Origin of the sequence: Leuconostoc carnosum, assembly GCF_007954525.1 — a bacterium.
GTDB lineage: Bacteria > Bacillota > Bacilli > Lactobacillales > Lactobacillaceae > Leuconostoc > Leuconostoc carnosum.
The window spans coordinates 885,242-903,078 of record NZ_CP042374.1 but is presented as its reverse complement, the minus strand read 5'-3'; the positions used below and the strand labels follow the sequence as shown (position 1 = coordinate 903,078).

The window sequence follows — 17,837 nt, the reverse complement described above, 5'->3', positions numbered from 1 at the left end:
AGAGAAATGAATTCAAAAACACAACGTATAGCTGTTACGGCAGTTTTAACGGCATTATTACTTGCTGTTGCACCTTTGGCAGTTAACATTGGTCCGGTTCCGCTGACGCTGCAGACATTAATTATTGCCTTGGTAGCTTCAATTGCATCGACACGGGTTAGTTTAACTGCTATTAGCTTATATTTATTATTGGGCGCTTTGGGATTACCAGTATTCGCTGGCTTTAAAGGTGGATTTGTCTTGTTATTGGGTCCAACAGCGGGATATTTGTGGTCGTTTCTTTTATTTGCGCCTATCATTGGGTTGTCATTTAAAAAATGGTCGACTGTGACTGGTTTAGTCATAACAAATATTATTGCCTCGATATTGAACTTAACATTTGGGACAATTTGGTTGGCTATTAGTATGAATATGCCTGCGCAAGCAGCGATCACAGCCGGATTCACACCCTTTGTTGCCACGGGTGCATTGAAAATCACTGTCGTTGTGATTGTAGCAATTGCCGTGCGTAAATTACAAAAACGAACAGTATTAGCATTTTGAACTAAGTCAATCTTCGGATTGGCTTTTTTGATATACTAATTTAAAAAAGGTTGAAGTATGCTAAGATCTGTCTTAATGTTTCCAAAATTTAGTATGAATAATGAAATTGATATTATTCGCAGCCAATATGATAATTTATACTATCATATTGCACCACACATATCACTTGTCTTTCCTTTTGATAGTCAGTTATCGGACGAACAAATTATTGAAGTAGTTACTGAGGTAGCGAAGCAATATCCACCGTTTGAAATACAGTTACAAGAAGTTTCTGGTGATTCAAAACATGGATATGTCTGGCTGGTAATTGATCAAGGGTCTAGTATGTTAGAAAAAATCCATGACGCGCTTTATGATAAAGTAGTTTTTCGAAGATACCTACGAAAAGATCTGCCCTATCAACCACATATCACTATTGCACAAGGCTTAATGCCAGATCAAACGACACAATTATTAGTTAAGTTGCAAAATAACAGATATGATTTGTTGACAACCATTACAGAGGTGTCAATCGAACATATTTTAGATAATGATGATTCAGAAAATTTTGCTACTATTGCATTGGATAATGAATATGAAAATTAGAATTATTGGACCAGTTGGTAGTGGCAAGACGACGTTAGCTCATTATTTGGGGCGTACCATGAATTTACCGGTAACATCTTTAGATGATATAAATTGGGAACGACAAGATAGTGGAGACAGACATAGGACAATAGCAGAGAGGCATGTTCTGCTAGATCGGCTGTTGCAACAGGATGACTGGGTCGTTGAAGGCGTACAATTTCGCGATGGTCAAAGTTTGTTTGAAGCAGCAGATAAAATTTATGTTATAGATATACCATATTGGCAAAATGTATATTACATAGTTAAACGTTACATTAAGAGCCTGATATCAGATGGACCTAAGCAATATAAGCAGTTGTGTATATTTCTAGAATGGCAAAAAAAGTGGCGTAAACATGATTGTGATGAAATTAATAAGTTATTAAAATTCTATCATACTAAAGTGACGGTAATTAAGAATTTAAGGTGTTTGACAAAGAATAAAAATTAGAATAAAATAAAAACAATTAGAAAATCATAGAGGTTGCCGCAGACATAAGTCGCTCGCGGAGTGCTGGCAGGTACTTTGAAACGGGTAAAAGGGGATACGGCCGAAGCACTAACACTGTCATGTTGGTTAGCTGGGTCATTAGTTAATATCTAATGGACTGTCGCGAAAGCGGAGTGCTATGACAGGAACGATTGTTTAAATGCGATCCGTGACTGCCACACTTGGCAATCACGGATTTTTATTTTATGTGAAAAGAGTGTGAATAATGGTAGAAGCAATTACGCGGCCTACACGAATTGAAATTTCAAAAAGTGCTTTAAAAAACAATGTTGATGTCGTGAAAAAAACTTCTGGTGCTGACAAAATATATTTAGCAGTGAAGTCTAATGCCTACGGCCTTGGTCTCATACCAACAGCCAAAGCAGCAGTTGCAGGTGGTGTGTATGGTTTGGCTGTGGCAATCATTGATGAAGCATTGGCCTTACGCCATGAACGTATTACGGCACCCATTTTGATTTTGGGTATTTCTTCAGCTGAATATTCTGAGTTAATGGCCGTTCAGCATATTATGGCAACGGTTGTATCTTTAGATTGGTTAAAGGAAGCTGCAACACATTTAAGTGGTGAGCAACGATTACATGTTACCCTTGGGGTAGATACGGGGATGGGACGCATTGGATTCCGTGATCGTCAATCATTAGCTGAAGCGATTGCATATGTGCAAGTACATTCTGATATTTTTGATTACGTTGGGGTATGTACACATTTTGCCGAGTCTGATTCGTCAAATACAGATTATTTCTATAAACAATTAAAACGGTGGCATGATATAACAGATGGGCTACCGGAGCCAGAATTTTATCATGTTGCAAATTCTGGTGCGGCGATGTACCATGCTGATGAAGTACCACATGAAGTGATTCGCGTTGGTACAGTCTTGTACGGTATTGAACCATCACGTGGTGAATTAGCAGATGGGAAAGATTTAAAAGCTGTCATGTCTTTGCGTAGCGAAATGAATTTTGTGAAATTATTGCCAGCAGGCGAGGGCATTAGTTATTCGCATAAATATACAACGACTGGCAACGAATGGATTGGTACGGTACCAATTGGTTATGGTGATGGCTGGTTACGCAAATTAACTGGTTTCAATGTTATTGTTGACGGACATTATGCGCCGATTGTTGGTCAAGTGGCTATGGATCAATTGATGATCAAACTACCACATGAATATCCGGTGGGCACCACAGTGACCTTTATTGGTCGAGATGGTGATCTAGAGAACACAATTGAAGATGTCGCGCAGCATGCCGGCTTAGCGCCTTGGGAAATTACCACTGGGTTGCAAGAGCGATTACATCGTGTCTTAGTTGATTAATAGTTTATTATGAGGAGAAGTATAATAAAATGACAGAACGTAAGTATAACGTAGCTATTCTTGGTGCTACAGGGGCTGTTGGTACACGCCTAATTGAACAACTAGAACAGTCAACGGTGCCAGTGAACACGATTAAGCTTTTGGCATCATCACGGTCAGCTGGTAAAACGCTACAATTCAAAGGTCAAGATGTGACGGTTGAAGAGGCAACAGCAGAGAGCTTTGAAGGAATTGATATTGTACTAGCTTCAGGGGGGGGTTCAGTATCTCAACGTTTTGCCCCTGAAGCTGTGAAACGTGGTGCGGTTGTCGTCGATAACTCAAGTTATTGGCGTATGAACGATAACGTGCCTTTAATTGTACCTGAAGTTAACGAAGCAGCTTTGCGCGGGCACAATGGCATTATTGCCAATCCCAATTGTTCGACAATACAGATGGTTGTTGCGTTAGAACCAGTACGACGTGCTTATGGGTTGAAGCGCGTGATCGTTTCAACATATCAAGCAGCATCAGGTGCTGGTCAGTCAGCTTGGCAAGAACTTGTCGATGAGACGGAAGCCTATAATCATGGTGAAACACCTCACCCAGCAATTTTACCCGTTAAAGGTGCAGAAAAGCACTATCCATTGGCTTATAATTTATTACCACAAATTGATGTTTTTGAAGATGATGGCTACACGCATGAAGAGTGGAAAATGATTCATGAAACAAAGAAAATTATGTTTGGTGACAAAAATTCTAAGGATGTTAAGGTCACAGGCACTGCGGTACGTGTACCCGTGCCAATTGGTCACGGTGAAGCAGTTTATTTTGAGACAGCAGCTAATACTGGTGCAACAGTAGCTGGTATTCAAAAAGTTTTGAGTGCTGGTGCTGGTGTTGTTTTGGAAGATGATCCGCAACAGCAACTTTATCCACAACCTGTCAATGCAGCGGGCAAGCGTGAAACATTTGTCGGTCGTGTGCGCGCCGATGTTGAAAACGATGATTCATTTCACATGTGGGTTGTTTCAGACAATTTGTTGAAAGGTGCAGCTTGGAATACTGTCCAAATTGCAGAAAGACTGGTTTCATTAGACCTAGTAGCTGTCCCTGCCAATGCGGCTGAAAAATTCAACTCACTTTAAGTAGTTAATGATAATGGTAATAGTCTTATTCATAGCTTTGGCGATATGCTTTTCGGCACTATTGTATTATCAAGTCAAACGAAATCCTGGCACACTCACAATTGGTACGTATGCCTTTTTTGTGACCATTTCACTGATTTGTGCGATTACTGTACTATTTGGTATATCATACGACACGATAGTACGTATTTTAGAATATCTTTATTATATCGTGGTGCTTTTAGGTCTCACATTAATGTGGCGTTTGGTTTGGTATAGTTGGAAACGTTTTCGTAGTTTTTTATTACCTATAATGTTTATCGGATATATAGCTGCGATTGTATTGTTATCGCCATTCGTCTTATTACGTTGGGGAATTACAGGTTTAGCGTTGTATTTTGTTTGGCAATTCCTACGTTTTTTAATAAGCAGCTTGATTTATGGACAGGTTATTTCAGCTCCTAAGCAAGGACCACTTGTTGTACTTGGTGGGGGTTTAGCAGACGGCTACAAGATCGGCAATATTGTGAATGCGCGTATTCGCGCTGCAGTAGCAGATGCTAAACTCATGACGATATTTCCAATGATTGTATTTTCTGGTGGACAAGGCGAAGACCAATATCTTAGTGAAGCACAGGCAATGAGAGACTGGGCTGTTGATAAGTATGGTATTCCGCCAGCAAAAACAATGTTAGAGGAACAATCACACAATACTTTGCAAAATTTGACATATAGTGCTGAAATTTTAGGGTCGCAGCCTTTTACATTTTATACAAGTGAATATCATGTGTTTCGTGGTGTCCTTTTAGCTGAAAAGTTAGGGATTACTGTACAGGGGCGCGGCGGTTATACACCAAAATTGTATCGTACGTCTGCTTTTTTCAGAGAATTTGCAGGTACCATGAATATTAATAAACGACGTCATGTTGCATGGGGGATGGCATGGCTAGTTGTTGGAACTATCCTGAATGTTATTTTACAATGGTAAATAATTGTGTAACATCATGATTAATAACGGGGGAAACAACTCAAAGGGAGAACATCATGAGTATTTTTACACAACTAATGTGGTTCTTTCGGGCGAATAAAAGGCTCTATATTTATGGGTTGTCTTTCTTATTCTTAACGGAAATATCACAAATGGTATCGCCAGCATTGCTCGGCAGCTTTACAGATAGAGTGATAGCACGTGAAGTCACGCCTGAAATTTTACTTCTCTATGCAGGTGGTATCCTGTTTTTTGCCATACTGATGTATGGTTTTCGATATGCTTGGATTACTAATATTTTCCAAGGTTCTGCTTTGTTAGAAAAGACGTTGCGACAACAGCTTTTTGACCACTATATGCAAATGGATACTACTTTTTATCAACGGCATCGGACAGGCGATTTAATGGCACATGCCTCGAATGATCTTTCTGCAATTCAACGTGTCGCCTCTGGTGGTATCTTAATGCTGGTTGATTCAATTGTGATCATTGTGTTCACAGTAATTTCAATGATCTTTGTCGTTGACTGGCGGTTAACTTTAATTGGCGTATTGCCATTACCTCTGCTGGTTATTGGTGTTCGTTATCTTTCACCAAAAATTCGTGAAGCTTTTACTGCATCACAAGAAGCATTTTCAGAATTATCTAATAAATCACAAGAGTCTATTGCAGGTATCAAAGCGATTAAGACACTAGGACAAGAATCACAAGATGTGCAAGCGTTTGAAAAAGAGGTTACAAAAACGATTAAGATCAACAAGAAAGTCGCCTTGATTGATTCGTTATTTGGTCCGATGGCCACTGTTATAATGACAATTAGTTATGTCATTATGATGACTTATGGTGGCTCGCTTGTCGTGTCAAATGAGATTACTATTGGTCAATTGGTGTCATTTGCAACTTATTTAGGCTTGCTAGTATGGCCGATGTTTGGCTTGGGTCAATTATTTAATGTGCTAGAGCGTGGCAATGCGTCTTACATGCGAGTGCAAGATATTCTGATGGAAAAATCTGCTATTGTTGAGGATACAGCAGGCATCGATACATTAGCTCAGGGTAATATAAAAATTGATATTGAATCGTTTGTCTACCCAGATGACAGTGATACAAAAAACGCCCTTAAAAATGTGCATATAGATATTAAATCTGGTGAAACACTGGGTATTGTTGGACGTGTCGGTTCAGGGAAAACGACCTTACTGAAATTGTTGCTACGTCAGTTCGATCACTACGAAGGTAGTATTAAGATTGGCAATATTGATATTAAGTCATACCGTTTTGAATCTTATTTGCGAACGATTGGTTATGTTGCGCAAGAAAATTTCTTGTTTTCAGATACTGTTGCAAATAATATTCGTTTTGCAGATGTCAATAAAACACAAGAAAATGTTGAATTAGCAGCTAAGAAGGCAGCTTTTCATGAAGATGTATTGAAGTTCCCTGAACGTTATGAAACAGAAGTAGGCGAACACGGCGTGAGTTTATCAGGTGGTCAAAAACAACGCCTAGCAATCGCACGTGCCTTAATTATTAATCCTGAGATATTAATTCTAGACGATGCCTTGTCAGCGGTTGATGCACGAACAGAAAAACAAATTTTAAGCGCATTAAAAGCTGAACGTCAGGAAAAAACGACTATTATTGCGGCTCATCGAATGAGTTCAGTGATGAATGCTGATAAGATTATTGTTTTTGAACAGGGTGAAATTATCGAATCTGGCACACATGCAGAATTGATGCTTAAGCAGGGTTGGTATGCCCAGATGTATAAACAACAACAACTGGTGACAACACTTGTCAGTAAATTAGACGGGCAAGGAGGGTGACCATGGTAGAAAAAAATAGTTCAGTTTGGGCAAAAAGTATTCCTATTAAAGAACAGCTACGTGTCATTGTGACCCTTATCAAAATGGCAAAACCTTTCCGTAAAATGTTCTTCACAGCGTTAGCAATTGGTGGCATCTTTGCTTTACTACAAGCTGCTGCACCTCGTATTATTACTTATTACATGAACACATACTTGCATGGAAATGATCACGTTACATGGATCATTATGATTAGTTTTGCTGTGATTGTAGCAATTATTCGTCTCGGACAAGCAGTCGCTGATGCCTTTAATGCTTATTATTTTACTGTAGCAGCTGAATACGCATTGGAAGACATCCGTGTTAAAGTGTTTCGTAAACTACACACTTTGGGTATGCGCTTTTTCGATCAAGTACCAGCGGGATCACTGGTCACACGTGTTAATAATGATACGGCATCGTTGGCAGATTTCTGGCGCTTTTTTATGCAATTAACCTTTGCCGTGATGAGTATGATAGGTGCTTACATTGGTATGCTAACGGTCAGCGTGAGTGCAACATTACTTATGCTAGTTGTGGTGCCTTTTATCATCGCTTCTGTCATTATCTATCAGCGCTTTTCATCCAGTTTATTTCGTCATATGCGTGAACGACTATCTAGTCTCAACGCTAAAATTGCCGAAAGTATTACTGGTATTGATGTGATTCAAGAATTTTATCAAGAAGAACGTTTTAAAAAAGAATTCGACAGGGTAAACGGCGAGTATTTTAATGCACGTTTTAAGATGGTAAAGGCAGATGCTTTACTATTGGAGCCAATGATTGATTTGCTTTTGGGTGGCGCTACAGTTTTAGTTCTTTGGTATTTTGGTGTTTTGTCCATGTCAACAGCAGTCGCGGCTGGTGCAATATATGCGTTTACCACTTATCTTAGTAATATTTTTGGACCTTTAGAAAGTATTATGTCATTATTTAGTCCTTTTCAAGAAGGGCTAGTGTCCGGTTATCGCGTATTAGATATTCTTGATAATGATACGTACGCACCAGCTCAGAATCCTGATGCAGATCAAGTAATTAGTAATGGTAAGGTAGAATTTAAGCATGTTAATTTTAGTTATGACGATGAACATCCGATTCTGAAAGATTTGAGTTTTGTTGCTAATCCTGGCGAGACAGTCGCGTTAGTCGGACATACCGGTTCAGGTAAGTCATCAACAATCAACACGCTGATGCGGTTTTATGATTTTCAATCTGGTGAGATTTTGATTGATGATCATGATATACGTGACATTAAATTAGACAATCTACGGAAACAAATGGGGTTAGTTTTGCAAGAGCCATTTATGTTTTTTGGGGATGTAACATCAAATATTGCCATGTATGATGACACAATAACTGATGAGCAGGTCAAACATGCAGCTGAATTTGTTGGTGCAAGTCACTTTATTAATCGCCTGGATGATCAATATCATGCTGAGATTCAAGAGGGTGGTTCTGGCTTTTCCGCTGGTGAAAAACAGTTGATTAGCTTTGCTAGGACAATCATTCAAGATCCTAAAATTCTGATTTTAGATGAAGCGACCGCCAATATTGATACTGAAACAGAAGCAACCATTCAGCAATCGCTCAAAAAGATGCGCCAAAATCGTACGACGCTTATAATAGCGCATCGTTTGTCAACTATTCAAGATGCCAATCTCATTTTGGTATTAGATAACGGTGAAGTTGTTGAACGAGGTACGCATGAAGAATTATTGGCACAGCGTGGCCAGTATTACGATTTGTATCGGTTACAGGGTGTTGATAATAACACTTCAGATAATTAATCTGAGTAATGTAATGTTTTCTACCATAGCTTTGACCTGCTGTATGGAAAACAGGTACAATGAATTATAGAACAAAATGGGTGGGTACCACATAATATTGGGCTTACTGATTTTAGTCCCTTTTGTATTGAAGAAATATGTGTTGTTACTACACATATATAAATAAGGAGAGATTTACTCATGTCAATGATTGAATTCAACAATGTCGAGAAGTACTATGGTAACTTCCACGCACTAAAAAATATTAATTTGCAAATTGATGAAGGTGAAACCGTTGTTTTGATCGGTCCTTCAGGTTCTGGAAAGTCAACTTTAATTCGCACAGTCAATGGTCTTGAAGAAATTCAAGAAGGAAATTTGCTAGTCAATGGTTTTGACTTGCATGATCCTAAAACTGATATGAACCGCATTCGTAAGAATGTTGGTATGGTATTCCAACATTTCAATTTGTATAGTAACAAAACAACTTTAGAAAATGTCATGCTGGCACCACGCTTGGTTTTGAAACGTGATGAAGCTGAAAATAAAAAAATTGCGATGGAACTACTTGAAAAAGTTGGTTTGGCTGATAAAGCGGCTAATATGCCATCTGAATTATCTGGTGGTCAAAAGCAGCGTGCTGCGATTGCGCGTTCTTTGGCAATGCAGCCTAAGGCTTTATTGTTTGATGAACCAACTTCAGCGTTGGATCCAGAAATGATTGGTGATGTGCTAGATGTTATGCGTGATATTGCCAAGGATTCATCTATGACAATGCTGGTCGTGACACATGAAATGAGCTTCGCTAAGGCTGTTGCAGATCGTGTTATTTTCATGGCTGATGGACATATTTTGGAAGATAGTTCGACAAAGGAATTCTTTGAAAAGCCAAAAGAACCACGTGCACAAAAGTTTTTGAGTCAAGTTGAACAACATTAATATAATGGAGGAAATGCGTGTGTAGATGTTCTGGGAAGTCAGATGGTGTGTATCAATTTTTACTACAAACCATTATTATAAAGTGACTATACCAGTGTATTTATAAGCGCTTCAATACTATGGAAAAAGCTAAAAAAAAGCAGTTTGGTATTATTGCTACAATCGTCTTAGCTGCCGTGATTGTCCTCGGACTAATGTGGGCTACAGCAACTGCTAGGCGTAATGAAGAACACCAAGACACGTTAGCACGTGTGCAAAAATTAGGGCGCATTGTTTGGGGTGTCAAGGCTGATACCAAATTATTTGGATTAATGGATACTAAAAGTGGTGTCCCACAAGGATTTGATATTGATATCGCTAAAGCTGTGACAGTACAAATAGCTAAACAAACCGATACCCCACTATCGGCTGAGTTTGTACCTGTTTCAGCTTCGTCAAAGATGCAGCTGATCAAAAATACAAACATTGATGGGTCAGTATCAACCATGACAATTACACCGGAACGTGAAAAAATCATTGACTTTACAGATGAATATTTCGATGCGGGTCAATCAATTTTGGTTAAAAAGGACTCAGAAATTCATTCTATTAAAGATATGAATGATCCAAAGTATACAGTCATTGTCATTGTTGGAACGACTGCAGCAACAGAAACGAAAAAATTTGCACCAAAAGCAAAAATACTTGCAGTTCAAGACTATGCTACAGGTATGCAAGCTTTGAAAAGTGGTCAAGGTGAAGCAATGTCAACAGATAATGCCATTCTGTATGGTTTTGCTACCGAAAATCCAGACTATCAAATTGTAGGTGGCACGTTTACTCATGGACCATATGGTATTGCATTTGATAATAATCAAGGGCCTATGATTAGAGAGACCAATAAAGCATTAGCTACAATTAAGAAAAATGGCGTTTATAACAAACTCATTAAAAAATGGTTTAGTGATGTTCCCGGCCTTGACTGGCACAGTTTGGAGGCGAAATAATGAATTTATTACAAGATAATTTCCCAACATTCATGCAAGGATTTGGTTATACATTATTGTCAAGTATTATCGCGCTTGTTGGTTCTATGATTTTGGGAACAGTATTTGCTATCATGCAAATTTTACCCCAGAATTGGGTGAGAACTATTGGTAATGTTTATGTACAGGTATTCCGTAATATTCCATTATTGATTATTACTTTCTTTTTTTTCCTGGTCGTTGCAAATTACGTTAAAATTAGTGGTTTTACATCAGGAACGATTGCTTTGACATTGTATACGTCGGCTTTTATTGCTGAGACAGTACGTGCAGGTATTTTATCAATTGATGGCGGACAAATGGAAGGTGCGCGCGCTAATGGGTTGTCTTTCTGGCAAGCTATGCGTCACATTATATTACCGCAAGCTTTCCGTGTTGCGCTACCATCTTTGGGAAATCAATTTATTAACTTGGTCAAAAATTCATCTGTTTTAGCATTCGTTGGTGGATTAGATTTGATGTATCAAGGAAATATGATTGCCGCTAATACTTTTGATACGTTTTTGACGTATATCATTGTCGCAGTATTCTACTTGGTAATTACATTACCACTTAGTTATTACGTGAAGCACCTTGAGATAAAACTCAAGCACGCAGCATAAGGAGGAAGTATGGTTACATTAGGAATTTTTAGCGCCTTTACACCAGAAAATGTTCTTTACTTACTGGGTGGTTTAGGTGTGACAGTCGGCGTATCAATCATATCCGTTATTTTAAGTTTGATATTTGGCTCTATCGTGGGCATCATTCAATTTGAACGTATCCCGTATTTCTCAAAATTTGTGGGTATGATCAACAATATTATTCGTAACTTACCATTATTGTTGATTATATTCTTCGTCTATTTCGCGCTACCTAAATTAGGCATTCATTTACCTATTTTTTGGGCAACGGTGTTGGCAATGACTACATTTGAGTCATCGATGCTTGCTGAAATCGTACGTGGTGGTCTTGAGTCAATTGATATTGGCCAATTTGAAGGTGCACGGGCTAATGGTTTGAGTAATACTCAGACAATGGTTTACATTGTTTTGCCACAAGCTTACAAGAAAATGATTCCACCAATTATTTCTCAGTTAATATCATTAGTTAAGGATACTAGTTTGGCATTGGGAATTGTGTTGTCAGAAATGACTTATCGTGGACAAATCGTCTATGCACAAAACTCAAATTATATCATACCGGTCTTGATTGTGATTACATTAGTGTACTTCTTACTAAACTATGGTCTATCATTAATTGCTAAGTGGGCAGATCACAAGTTAGCTTAAAGTCATTGTAAAATATTTTATTAAGAGTATATTATTAATGTGTGATAACTTTTATAAAAATAAGTGGATCCTTAATTTTTTATAAAAATAAGCACATAATGAGTTGTATATGGCAATAAAAAATAGTATACTTATTTTTACATAGTAAGGATTTACTCATATCTCGGGAGGATATAAAACATGGATACATGGAAAAAAGTTGCTATCGGCGCAGCAGCAGTTGTTGTTGTCGTTGGTGGCACACGTGCAGCAGGACTTTGGGGTGGCTCAGGGTCTTCTAATAATAAGAACTTGTCGTTCCAGTTACCAACACCTATTCAAACATTGGATATTTCTAAGAATACTGATACTTATTCTGGAACAATCATTGGTAACTCAGGCGCTAACTTGATGCGCGTGGACAAAAAGGGCGATGCACAGCCTGAATTAGCTAAATCTGTGAAGCATTCAAAAGATGGTTTAACTTATACAGTTGTTTTAAAAGACAATTTGAAATGGTCTGATGGATCAAAGTTGACAGCTAAAGACTTCGTGTATTCATGGCAACGTATCGTTGATCCAAAGACTGCATCACAATATGCTTATCTAGCTTCAGGTGTCAAGAATGCTGATAAGATTGCGGGTGGTAAGGGTGATGTTGACACTCTTGGTGTTACTGCCAAGGGTAATACAATTACATTTAATTTAGAACGTCCCCTGCCTCAGTTTGAATATTTATTGACTTTTTCTAATTTTATGCCACAAAAAGAGAGTTTTGTAAATAAAGAAGGCAAAAAATATGCTACAACAGCAGCAACTTCACTGTATTCAGGGCCATATAAGGTTGAAGGCTGGAATGGTACTAATAACAAATTTAAACTAGTTAAGAATGATAACTATTGGGATGCCAAGAATGTCAAGACAAAGCAAGTTGATGTTCAAGTTGTTCAAAAGCCAGACACGGCAGTTCAGCTTTACAAGCAAGGTAAGATTGATCGCGTGTCAATTGCTAATACACCAGAATTGTATAATGCTAACAAGAACAATAAAGATGTTGTTAAGGCACCCGAAGCTACAGCAGCGTACTTACAATATAATCAAACTGGAAAAAATAAATTCTTATCTAATGCTAAAATTCGTGAAGCTCTAAACCTTGCAACTAATCGTAAAGAGTTAACGAATCAAGTGACATCAGGTATTTCAACGGCAGCTACTGGTTTAGCACCAGAAGGGCTAGCTAAGACAACATCTGGAGAAGATCTAGCGAAGTATGTAGCGCCTGGATATAAATTCGACGCAACTGCAGCTAAAAAGGCTTTCGAAGAAGGCCTGAAAGAATTAGGCGAAACAAAAGCAACCTTTACCATTACCTCTGATGCCGATTCACCGGCTGCCAAATCAACATTGGATTACTTGCAGGGTTCATGGGAAAAGGCGTTACCAGGTTTGAAAATTAACCAAAAGTTTGTACCATTTTCACAACGTATCAAGGATTCACAATCTCAGAATTTTGACATTGTAGTTTCATTATGGGGTGGTGACTATCCTGAAGGATCAACGTATTATGACATCTTTAAGTCAGGTGCATCAAACAATAATGGTCAGTTCAAAAATGTAGCATATGATGCGGCCGTTAAAGAAGCAGAATCAACAAATGCATTAAATCCATCTGCTCGCGATAAGAATTATAAGGATGCTGAAGCTGCCTTATTGAAAGACAATAACTTTAATCCATTGTACTTCCGTTCAGGCTATTCACTACAAAATCCTGATGTATCAGGTATTATTTTGAATACGACAGGATTGAATCAGGACTGGAAGTCAGCTGTTAAAAAGTAAAATTTGCTACTATTAGTTTACATTGAATTCAGTAATAAGAATTGACGCAAGTTAATTCTTATTTTGTTATAGGAAGTCATACACATGTGGAAATATATTTTAAAAAGACTAGCACTTCTGCTTTTTACACTTTTCTTAGTGATTACAGTAACGTTTTTCTTGATGCAGATCATGCCAGGTACGCCGTTTAATAATCCTAAACTAACACCTGAAGCATTGGCACAATTAAAAACAACATATGGATTAGATTTGCCACTTTGGCAGCAATATTGGAATTATTTAGTTGGTGCATTACACGGTGATTTTGGTACCTCATTTCAATACCAAAACCAGTCGGTTAGCATGCTGATCGGACAACGCTTGCCAGTGTCTGCTCAATTAGGCGCACAGGCTTTAGTTGTTGGTGTCATTGCTGGACTTATTATGGGTGCAGCGTCAGCGCGTAATAAAAACAACAAAATAGATGGTACTCTGGGTATTGTTTCAACACTTGGTATTTCGGTGCCTAGTTTTATTTTAGGAATTGTCTTGGTTTATTTGTTTGGATTTAAATGGCCTTTGTTCCCAGTATCTGGGTGGGGAGACTCATTTTCACAATCTATTTTGCCAACTATTGCCTTAGCCGTGAGCCCGGCTGCAGTAACCACACGATTTGTTCGTTCAGAAATGATTGAGGCATTGAGTTCTGATTATGTGCAATTGGCTAAAGCGAAAGGTTTGAGCCCTAAAGAAATTGTAAATAAACACGCATATCGTAATTCAATGATTCCGGTATTGACATTAATTGGTCCAATGGCAGCCGGGTTATTAACCGGTTCAACATTGATTGAGCAAATTTTCTCAATTCCTGGTATTGGACAACAATTTGTTTTGTCAATTCCTTCAAAAGATTTTCCAGTTATCATGGGAACAACGGTTGTGTATGCAGCTATGCTAATGGTAATGATTTTGATTACGGATATTTTGACAGCGATTATTGATCCGCGTGTCCGTTTGCAATAAGGAGGCCTATAATGGCAGCAAATACTCAAGATTTTGTTATTGTTGGCGCACAGGATTCTGAAGCCAACGAACATATTGCTAAGCCTGCCTTGTCATTTTGGCAAGATGCTTGGCGTCGACTTAAGCTCAATAAGCTGGCAGTCATTTCATTGTGGTTCCTAGCATTCATTTTGGCATTCGCTTTTGTGTCAAACTTTGTTATGCCACAGCAGCAAGCGAATTCATTTAATTCCGATAAAGTAGGTGTTTATAAAAATTTGCCACCTAAATCCGGATTACCTATTCCTGGATGGAGTGGTCAAATCAAAGCACCTGGTGATACAACTTCAACTGATGTGTATGCTTCACAAAATGTACCTAAAAGCGAAAAATTTATTTTGGGAACAGATAATATCGGTCGTTCATTAGCTAAACGTGTCACTGTAGGATTGCGTATTTCATTGTTAGTTGCCTTAGTGGCGACATTCATTGACTTATTAGTTGGTGTGGCCTATGGTGTCCTTTCTGGTTGGAAAGGTGGCTGGGTTGATAATGTGATGCAGCGTATTATTGAAATTTTGTCATCTGTCCCTAATTTGATTATTGTAACGATGTTAGGGTTAGTACTTGGTGGTGGTGTACTATCTATTATTTTAGCGATTGCCATGACAGGCTGGCTGGGTATGGCACGACAAGTTCGTAACATGACGTTAACATTAAAAGAACGTGACTACGTCTTGGCAGCCAAATCACTTGGTGAAAGTTCATTTAAAATTGCTATTAAACATTTGATTCCAAATATGGCTGGTACAATTATTGTTCAAATTATGATGACAGTACCGACTGCTATTATGTTTGAAGCGGTTTTGTCAGCGATTAACTTGGGCGTTAAGCCACCAACTGCATCATTGGGTTCATTGATTTCGGATGCCTCGTCAATGCTGCAATTCTATCCTTATCAAGTATTAATTCCGTCTGCTATGTTGGTCTTAGTATCATTGGCCTTTATCCTGTTGGGTGACGGCTTACGTGATGCTTTTGACCCCCGTGCGAGTGAAGATTAAGAGGTGTGCAGATTATGAGTAACCCAATTTTAAAAGTTGAAAATTTGCATGTGAATTTTAATACGTATGCAGGGACTGTACAAGCAATTCGTGATGTATCATTTGATCTTAATCAGGGTGAGACATTGGCAATTGTTGGTGAGTCAGGATCAGGTAAGTCGGTGACGACAAAAACATTAATGGGACTAAATGCTAAAAATGCTTTGATTCCAGACAATTCAAGATTGATATTTAAAGATCGTAATTTATTGGATTTGACGGAGTCAGATTGGCAATCAGTTCGTGGTAATGAAATTGCCATGATTTTTCAAGATCCTATGACGAGTTTAGATCCAACGATGAAAATCGGTATGCAAATTGCCGAGCCTTTGATAAAACATCGGAATATGAAAAAAGAAGATGCGCTAAAACGTGCTTTGGAATTGATGAAAGGTGTTGGTATTCCTGACTCGGAAGAGCATATCAATGATTATCCGCATCAATGGTCTGGTGGTATGCGTCAGCGTGCGGTAGTCGCTATTGCTCTGGCTGCTGATCCAGAAATACTGATTGCTGATGAACCTACCACCGCTCTAGACGTTACAATTCAAGCGCAAATTCTGAATTTAATGAAGACATTGCAGAAAGATACTGGTAGTTCAATTATTTTTATTACCCATGATTTGGGTGTTGTTGCTGGTATGGCCAATCGTGTTGCTGTTATGTATGCTGGTAAAATTGTTGAGTATGGTACTGTGGATGAAATTTTCTTCAATCCACAACATCCGTATACTTGGGGATTGTTAAATTCAATGCCAACAACTGATACACAGCAAGGTGGGCTTCAAGCTATTCCCGGAACGCCTCCTGACTTATTGGAACCGCCAAAAGGTGATGCTTTTGCGTCACGTAATGCCTACGCATTGGCAATTGATTCTAAAGAAGAACCACCATTTTTCCGTGTGAGTGATACACATTATGCTGCTACTTGGCTACTTGATGAACGGGCACCAAAGGTGACACCGCCTGTAAAAATTCAAAAGCGTTGGGCACATTGGCGAGAAATGCAAGAACAGGAGTCTCAAGCATGATGGATGAAACACCAAAGAAGTTAGTTGAACTGAAAGATTTGCAGCTATACTTTAACCAAGGTAAATCAAATGAAGTTCGTGCCATTGATCATGTTAGTTTTGATATTTATGAAGGTGAAGTTTTTGGATTAGTTGGTGAGTCAGGCTCTGGAAAAACAACAATTGGTCGTGCTATTTTGAAGTTATACGAACCAACTGCTGGTCAAATTCTATTTGATGGTCAAGACGTTACACATCTAAAGCATAAACATCTATCTGAATTTCGTAAAGATGCACAGATGATTTTCCAAGATCCACAAGCCAGCTTAAATGGTCGTATGAAGGTACGTGACATTATTGCTGAAGGTATTGATATCAATAAACTAGCAAAAAATAAGGCAGAACGTGATGCCAAAGTGCAACATTTGTTAGATTTGGTTGGTTTAAACAAAGATCATGCAACGCGGTATCCACATGAATTTTCAGGTGGTCAGCGGCAACGTATCGGTATTGCGCGTGCTTTAGCAGTAGATCCAAAATTCATTATTGCAGATGAACCGATTTCAGCTTTGGATGTATCGATTCAAGCTCAAGTTGTTAATTTGATGAAAGAGTTGCAAACAGAGCACTCTTTAACGTATCTCTTCATTGCGCATGATTTGTCAATGGTGAAATATATTTCTGATCGTATTGGTGTCATGCATTGGGGTAAATTACTTGAGATCGGGACGGCTGATGCTGTCTATAATCACCCATTGCATCCCTACACGAAAAGCTTGTTATCAGCTATTCCTGTGCCAGATCCAGAAGTTGAAAGCATGCGTCAACATATTGAATATGATGCTAGCATCGAAACAGATGGCAAGGAACGCCAGATGGTTGAAATAAATCCTGGGCATTTTGTTTTGGCAACACCAGAAGAAGTTTCAGTTTATAAAAATCAACAAAAGTAAACGTGCGTATATTAATCGAACATCTATTAGATGTTCGATTTTTTTATAAAAATTG

General features: G+C 38.4%; 17 protein-coding genes and 1 riboswitch. All 17 genes read left to right on the top strand.

Annotated elements, in window-relative coordinates; all coding sequences use genetic code 11:
* The first annotated feature begins 6 nt into the window (after positions 1-6).
* The 17 genes from FGL89_RS04490 (at position 7) to FGL89_RS04410 (ending at position 17,782) form a co-directional block, all read left to right on the top strand.
* The gene (locus tag FGL89_RS04490; protein WP_014973613.1) at positions 7-543 is read left to right on the top strand and encodes a biotin transporter BioY; all 537 of its coding nucleotides are present in this window, start codon (positions 7-9) and stop codon (positions 541-543) included.
* 93 nt (positions 544-636) lie between these two features.
* Complete coding sequence (locus tag FGL89_RS04485; RefSeq protein WP_243129486.1) at positions 637-1,128, top strand: 2'-5' RNA ligase family protein; 492 nt, start codon at positions 637-639, stop codon at positions 1,126-1,128.
* Entirely contained in the window at positions 1,118-1,600 is a 483-nt protein-coding gene (locus tag FGL89_RS04480; RefSeq protein ID WP_014973615.1) for a P-loop NTPase family protein, read from the top strand. The genes FGL89_RS04485 and FGL89_RS04480 overlap by 11 nt, the downstream gene beginning before the upstream one ends.
* 19 nt (positions 1,601-1,619) lie before the next feature.
* A riboswitch (Lysine riboswitch) is annotated at positions 1,620-1,787 on the top strand.
* A gap of 78 nt (positions 1,788-1,865) precedes the next feature.
* A complete protein-coding gene (gene alr, locus FGL89_RS04475; RefSeq protein WP_147000436.1) occupies positions 1,866-2,978 on the top strand; it encodes an alanine racemase in 1,113 nt (370 codons plus the stop codon).
* Positions 2,979-3,007: 29 nt separating this feature from the next.
* Positions 3,008-4,105, top strand: coding sequence for an aspartate-semialdehyde dehydrogenase (locus FGL89_RS04470; protein ID WP_014973617.1), 1,098 nt, complete (start codon positions 3,008-3,010; stop codon positions 4,103-4,105).
* Between the two features lie 13 nt (positions 4,106-4,118).
* The gene (locus tag FGL89_RS04465) at positions 4,119-5,072 is read left to right on the top strand and encodes a YdcF family protein (RefSeq protein ID WP_014973618.1); all 954 of its coding nucleotides are present in this window, start codon (positions 4,119-4,121) and stop codon (positions 5,070-5,072) included.
* Between the two features lie 56 nt (positions 5,073-5,128).
* Positions 5,129-6,898 carry an ABC transporter ATP-binding protein gene (locus tag FGL89_RS04460; RefSeq protein WP_014973619.1) on the top strand — a complete coding sequence of 590 codons (1,770 nt, stop codon included), beginning with the start codon at positions 5,129-5,131 and terminating at the stop codon, positions 6,896-6,898.
* 2 nt (positions 6,899-6,900) lie between these two features.
* Positions 6,901-8,703: an ABC transporter ATP-binding protein gene (locus FGL89_RS04455; RefSeq protein ID WP_014973620.1), complete on the top strand. Its 1,803-nt coding sequence runs from the start codon at positions 6,901-6,903 to the stop codon at positions 8,701-8,703.
* Positions 8,704-8,883: 180 nt separating this feature from the next.
* On the top strand, positions 8,884-9,621 hold the full coding sequence (locus FGL89_RS04450) for an amino acid ABC transporter ATP-binding protein (protein ID WP_041773116.1): 738 nt from the start codon (positions 8,884-8,886) through the stop codon (positions 9,619-9,621).
* Positions 9,622-9,740: 119 nt separating this feature from the next.
* Complete coding sequence (locus tag FGL89_RS04445) at positions 9,741-10,607, top strand: transporter substrate-binding domain-containing protein (protein ID WP_014973622.1); 867 nt, start codon at positions 9,741-9,743, stop codon at positions 10,605-10,607.
* Positions 10,607-11,248 (top strand): amino acid ABC transporter permease, encoded by a 642-nt coding sequence (locus tag FGL89_RS04440; RefSeq protein ID WP_014973623.1) that lies wholly within the window; start codon positions 10,607-10,609, stop codon positions 11,246-11,248. The genes FGL89_RS04445 and FGL89_RS04440 overlap by 1 nt, the downstream gene beginning before the upstream one ends.
* Before the next feature lie 9 nt (positions 11,249-11,257).
* The gene (locus FGL89_RS04435) at positions 11,258-11,917 is read left to right on the top strand and encodes an amino acid ABC transporter permease (RefSeq protein ID WP_014973624.1); all 660 of its coding nucleotides are present in this window, start codon (positions 11,258-11,260) and stop codon (positions 11,915-11,917) included.
* A 180-nt stretch (positions 11,918-12,097) separates the two neighbouring features.
* Complete coding sequence (locus FGL89_RS04430) at positions 12,098-13,735, top strand: peptide ABC transporter substrate-binding protein (protein WP_014973625.1); 1,638 nt, start codon at positions 12,098-12,100, stop codon at positions 13,733-13,735.
* 84 nt (positions 13,736-13,819) lie between these two features.
* Positions 13,820-14,737 carry an ABC transporter permease gene (locus FGL89_RS04425; RefSeq protein WP_014973626.1) on the top strand — a complete coding sequence of 306 codons (918 nt, stop codon included), beginning with the start codon at positions 13,820-13,822 and terminating at the stop codon, positions 14,735-14,737.
* Between the two features lie 11 nt (positions 14,738-14,748).
* Positions 14,749-15,780 carry an ABC transporter permease gene (locus FGL89_RS04420; protein WP_014973627.1) on the top strand — a complete coding sequence of 344 codons (1,032 nt, stop codon included), beginning with the start codon at positions 14,749-14,751 and terminating at the stop codon, positions 15,778-15,780.
* Between the two features lie 14 nt (positions 15,781-15,794).
* Positions 15,795-16,850 carry an ABC transporter ATP-binding protein gene (locus FGL89_RS04415; protein ID WP_014973628.1) on the top strand — a complete coding sequence of 352 codons (1,056 nt, stop codon included), beginning with the start codon at positions 15,795-15,797 and terminating at the stop codon, positions 16,848-16,850.
* Complete coding sequence (locus tag FGL89_RS04410) at positions 16,850-17,782, top strand: ABC transporter ATP-binding protein (protein WP_014973629.1); 933 nt, start codon at positions 16,850-16,852, stop codon at positions 17,780-17,782. The genes FGL89_RS04415 and FGL89_RS04410 overlap by 1 nt, the downstream gene beginning before the upstream one ends.
* Positions 17,783-17,837 lie beyond the last annotated feature (55 nt).

Excerpts from the sequence above, each read along its gene's own strand:
- FGL89_RS04490 (WP_014973613.1), top strand. The coding sequence starts at position 7 with ATGAATTCAAAAACACAACGTATAGCTGTTACGGCAGTTTTAACGGCA.
- FGL89_RS04485 (WP_243129486.1), top strand. The coding sequence starts at position 637 with ATGAATAATGAAATTGATATTATTCGCAGCCAATATGATAATTTATAC.
- FGL89_RS04480 (WP_014973615.1), top strand. The coding sequence starts at position 1,118 with ATGAAAATTAGAATTATTGGACCAGTTGGTAGTGGCAAGACGACGTTA.
- alr (WP_147000436.1), top strand. The coding sequence starts at position 1,866 with ATGGTAGAAGCAATTACGCGGCCTACACGAATTGAAATTTCAAAAAGT.
- FGL89_RS04470 (WP_014973617.1), top strand. The coding sequence starts at position 3,008 with ATGACAGAACGTAAGTATAACGTAGCTATTCTTGGTGCTACAGGGGCT.
- FGL89_RS04465 (WP_014973618.1), top strand. The coding sequence starts at position 4,119 with ATGGTAATAGTCTTATTCATAGCTTTGGCGATATGCTTTTCGGCACTA.
- FGL89_RS04460 (WP_014973619.1), top strand. The coding sequence starts at position 5,129 with ATGAGTATTTTTACACAACTAATGTGGTTCTTTCGGGCGAATAAAAGG.
- FGL89_RS04455 (WP_014973620.1), top strand. The coding sequence starts at position 6,901 with ATGGTAGAAAAAAATAGTTCAGTTTGGGCAAAAAGTATTCCTATTAAA.
- FGL89_RS04450 (WP_041773116.1), top strand. The coding sequence starts at position 8,884 with ATGTCAATGATTGAATTCAACAATGTCGAGAAGTACTATGGTAACTTC.
- FGL89_RS04445 (WP_014973622.1), top strand. The coding sequence starts at position 9,741 with ATGGAAAAAGCTAAAAAAAAGCAGTTTGGTATTATTGCTACAATCGTC.
- FGL89_RS04440 (WP_014973623.1), top strand. The coding sequence starts at position 10,607 with ATGAATTTATTACAAGATAATTTCCCAACATTCATGCAAGGATTTGGT.
- FGL89_RS04435 (WP_014973624.1), top strand. The coding sequence starts at position 11,258 with ATGGTTACATTAGGAATTTTTAGCGCCTTTACACCAGAAAATGTTCTT.
- FGL89_RS04430 (WP_014973625.1), top strand. The coding sequence starts at position 12,098 with ATGGATACATGGAAAAAAGTTGCTATCGGCGCAGCAGCAGTTGTTGTT.
- FGL89_RS04425 (WP_014973626.1), top strand. The coding sequence starts at position 13,820 with ATGTGGAAATATATTTTAAAAAGACTAGCACTTCTGCTTTTTACACTT.
- FGL89_RS04420 (WP_014973627.1), top strand. The coding sequence starts at position 14,749 with ATGGCAGCAAATACTCAAGATTTTGTTATTGTTGGCGCACAGGATTCT.
- FGL89_RS04415 (WP_014973628.1), top strand. The coding sequence starts at position 15,795 with ATGAGTAACCCAATTTTAAAAGTTGAAAATTTGCATGTGAATTTTAAT.
- FGL89_RS04410 (WP_014973629.1), top strand. The coding sequence starts at position 16,850 with ATGGATGAAACACCAAAGAAGTTAGTTGAACTGAAAGATTTGCAGCTA.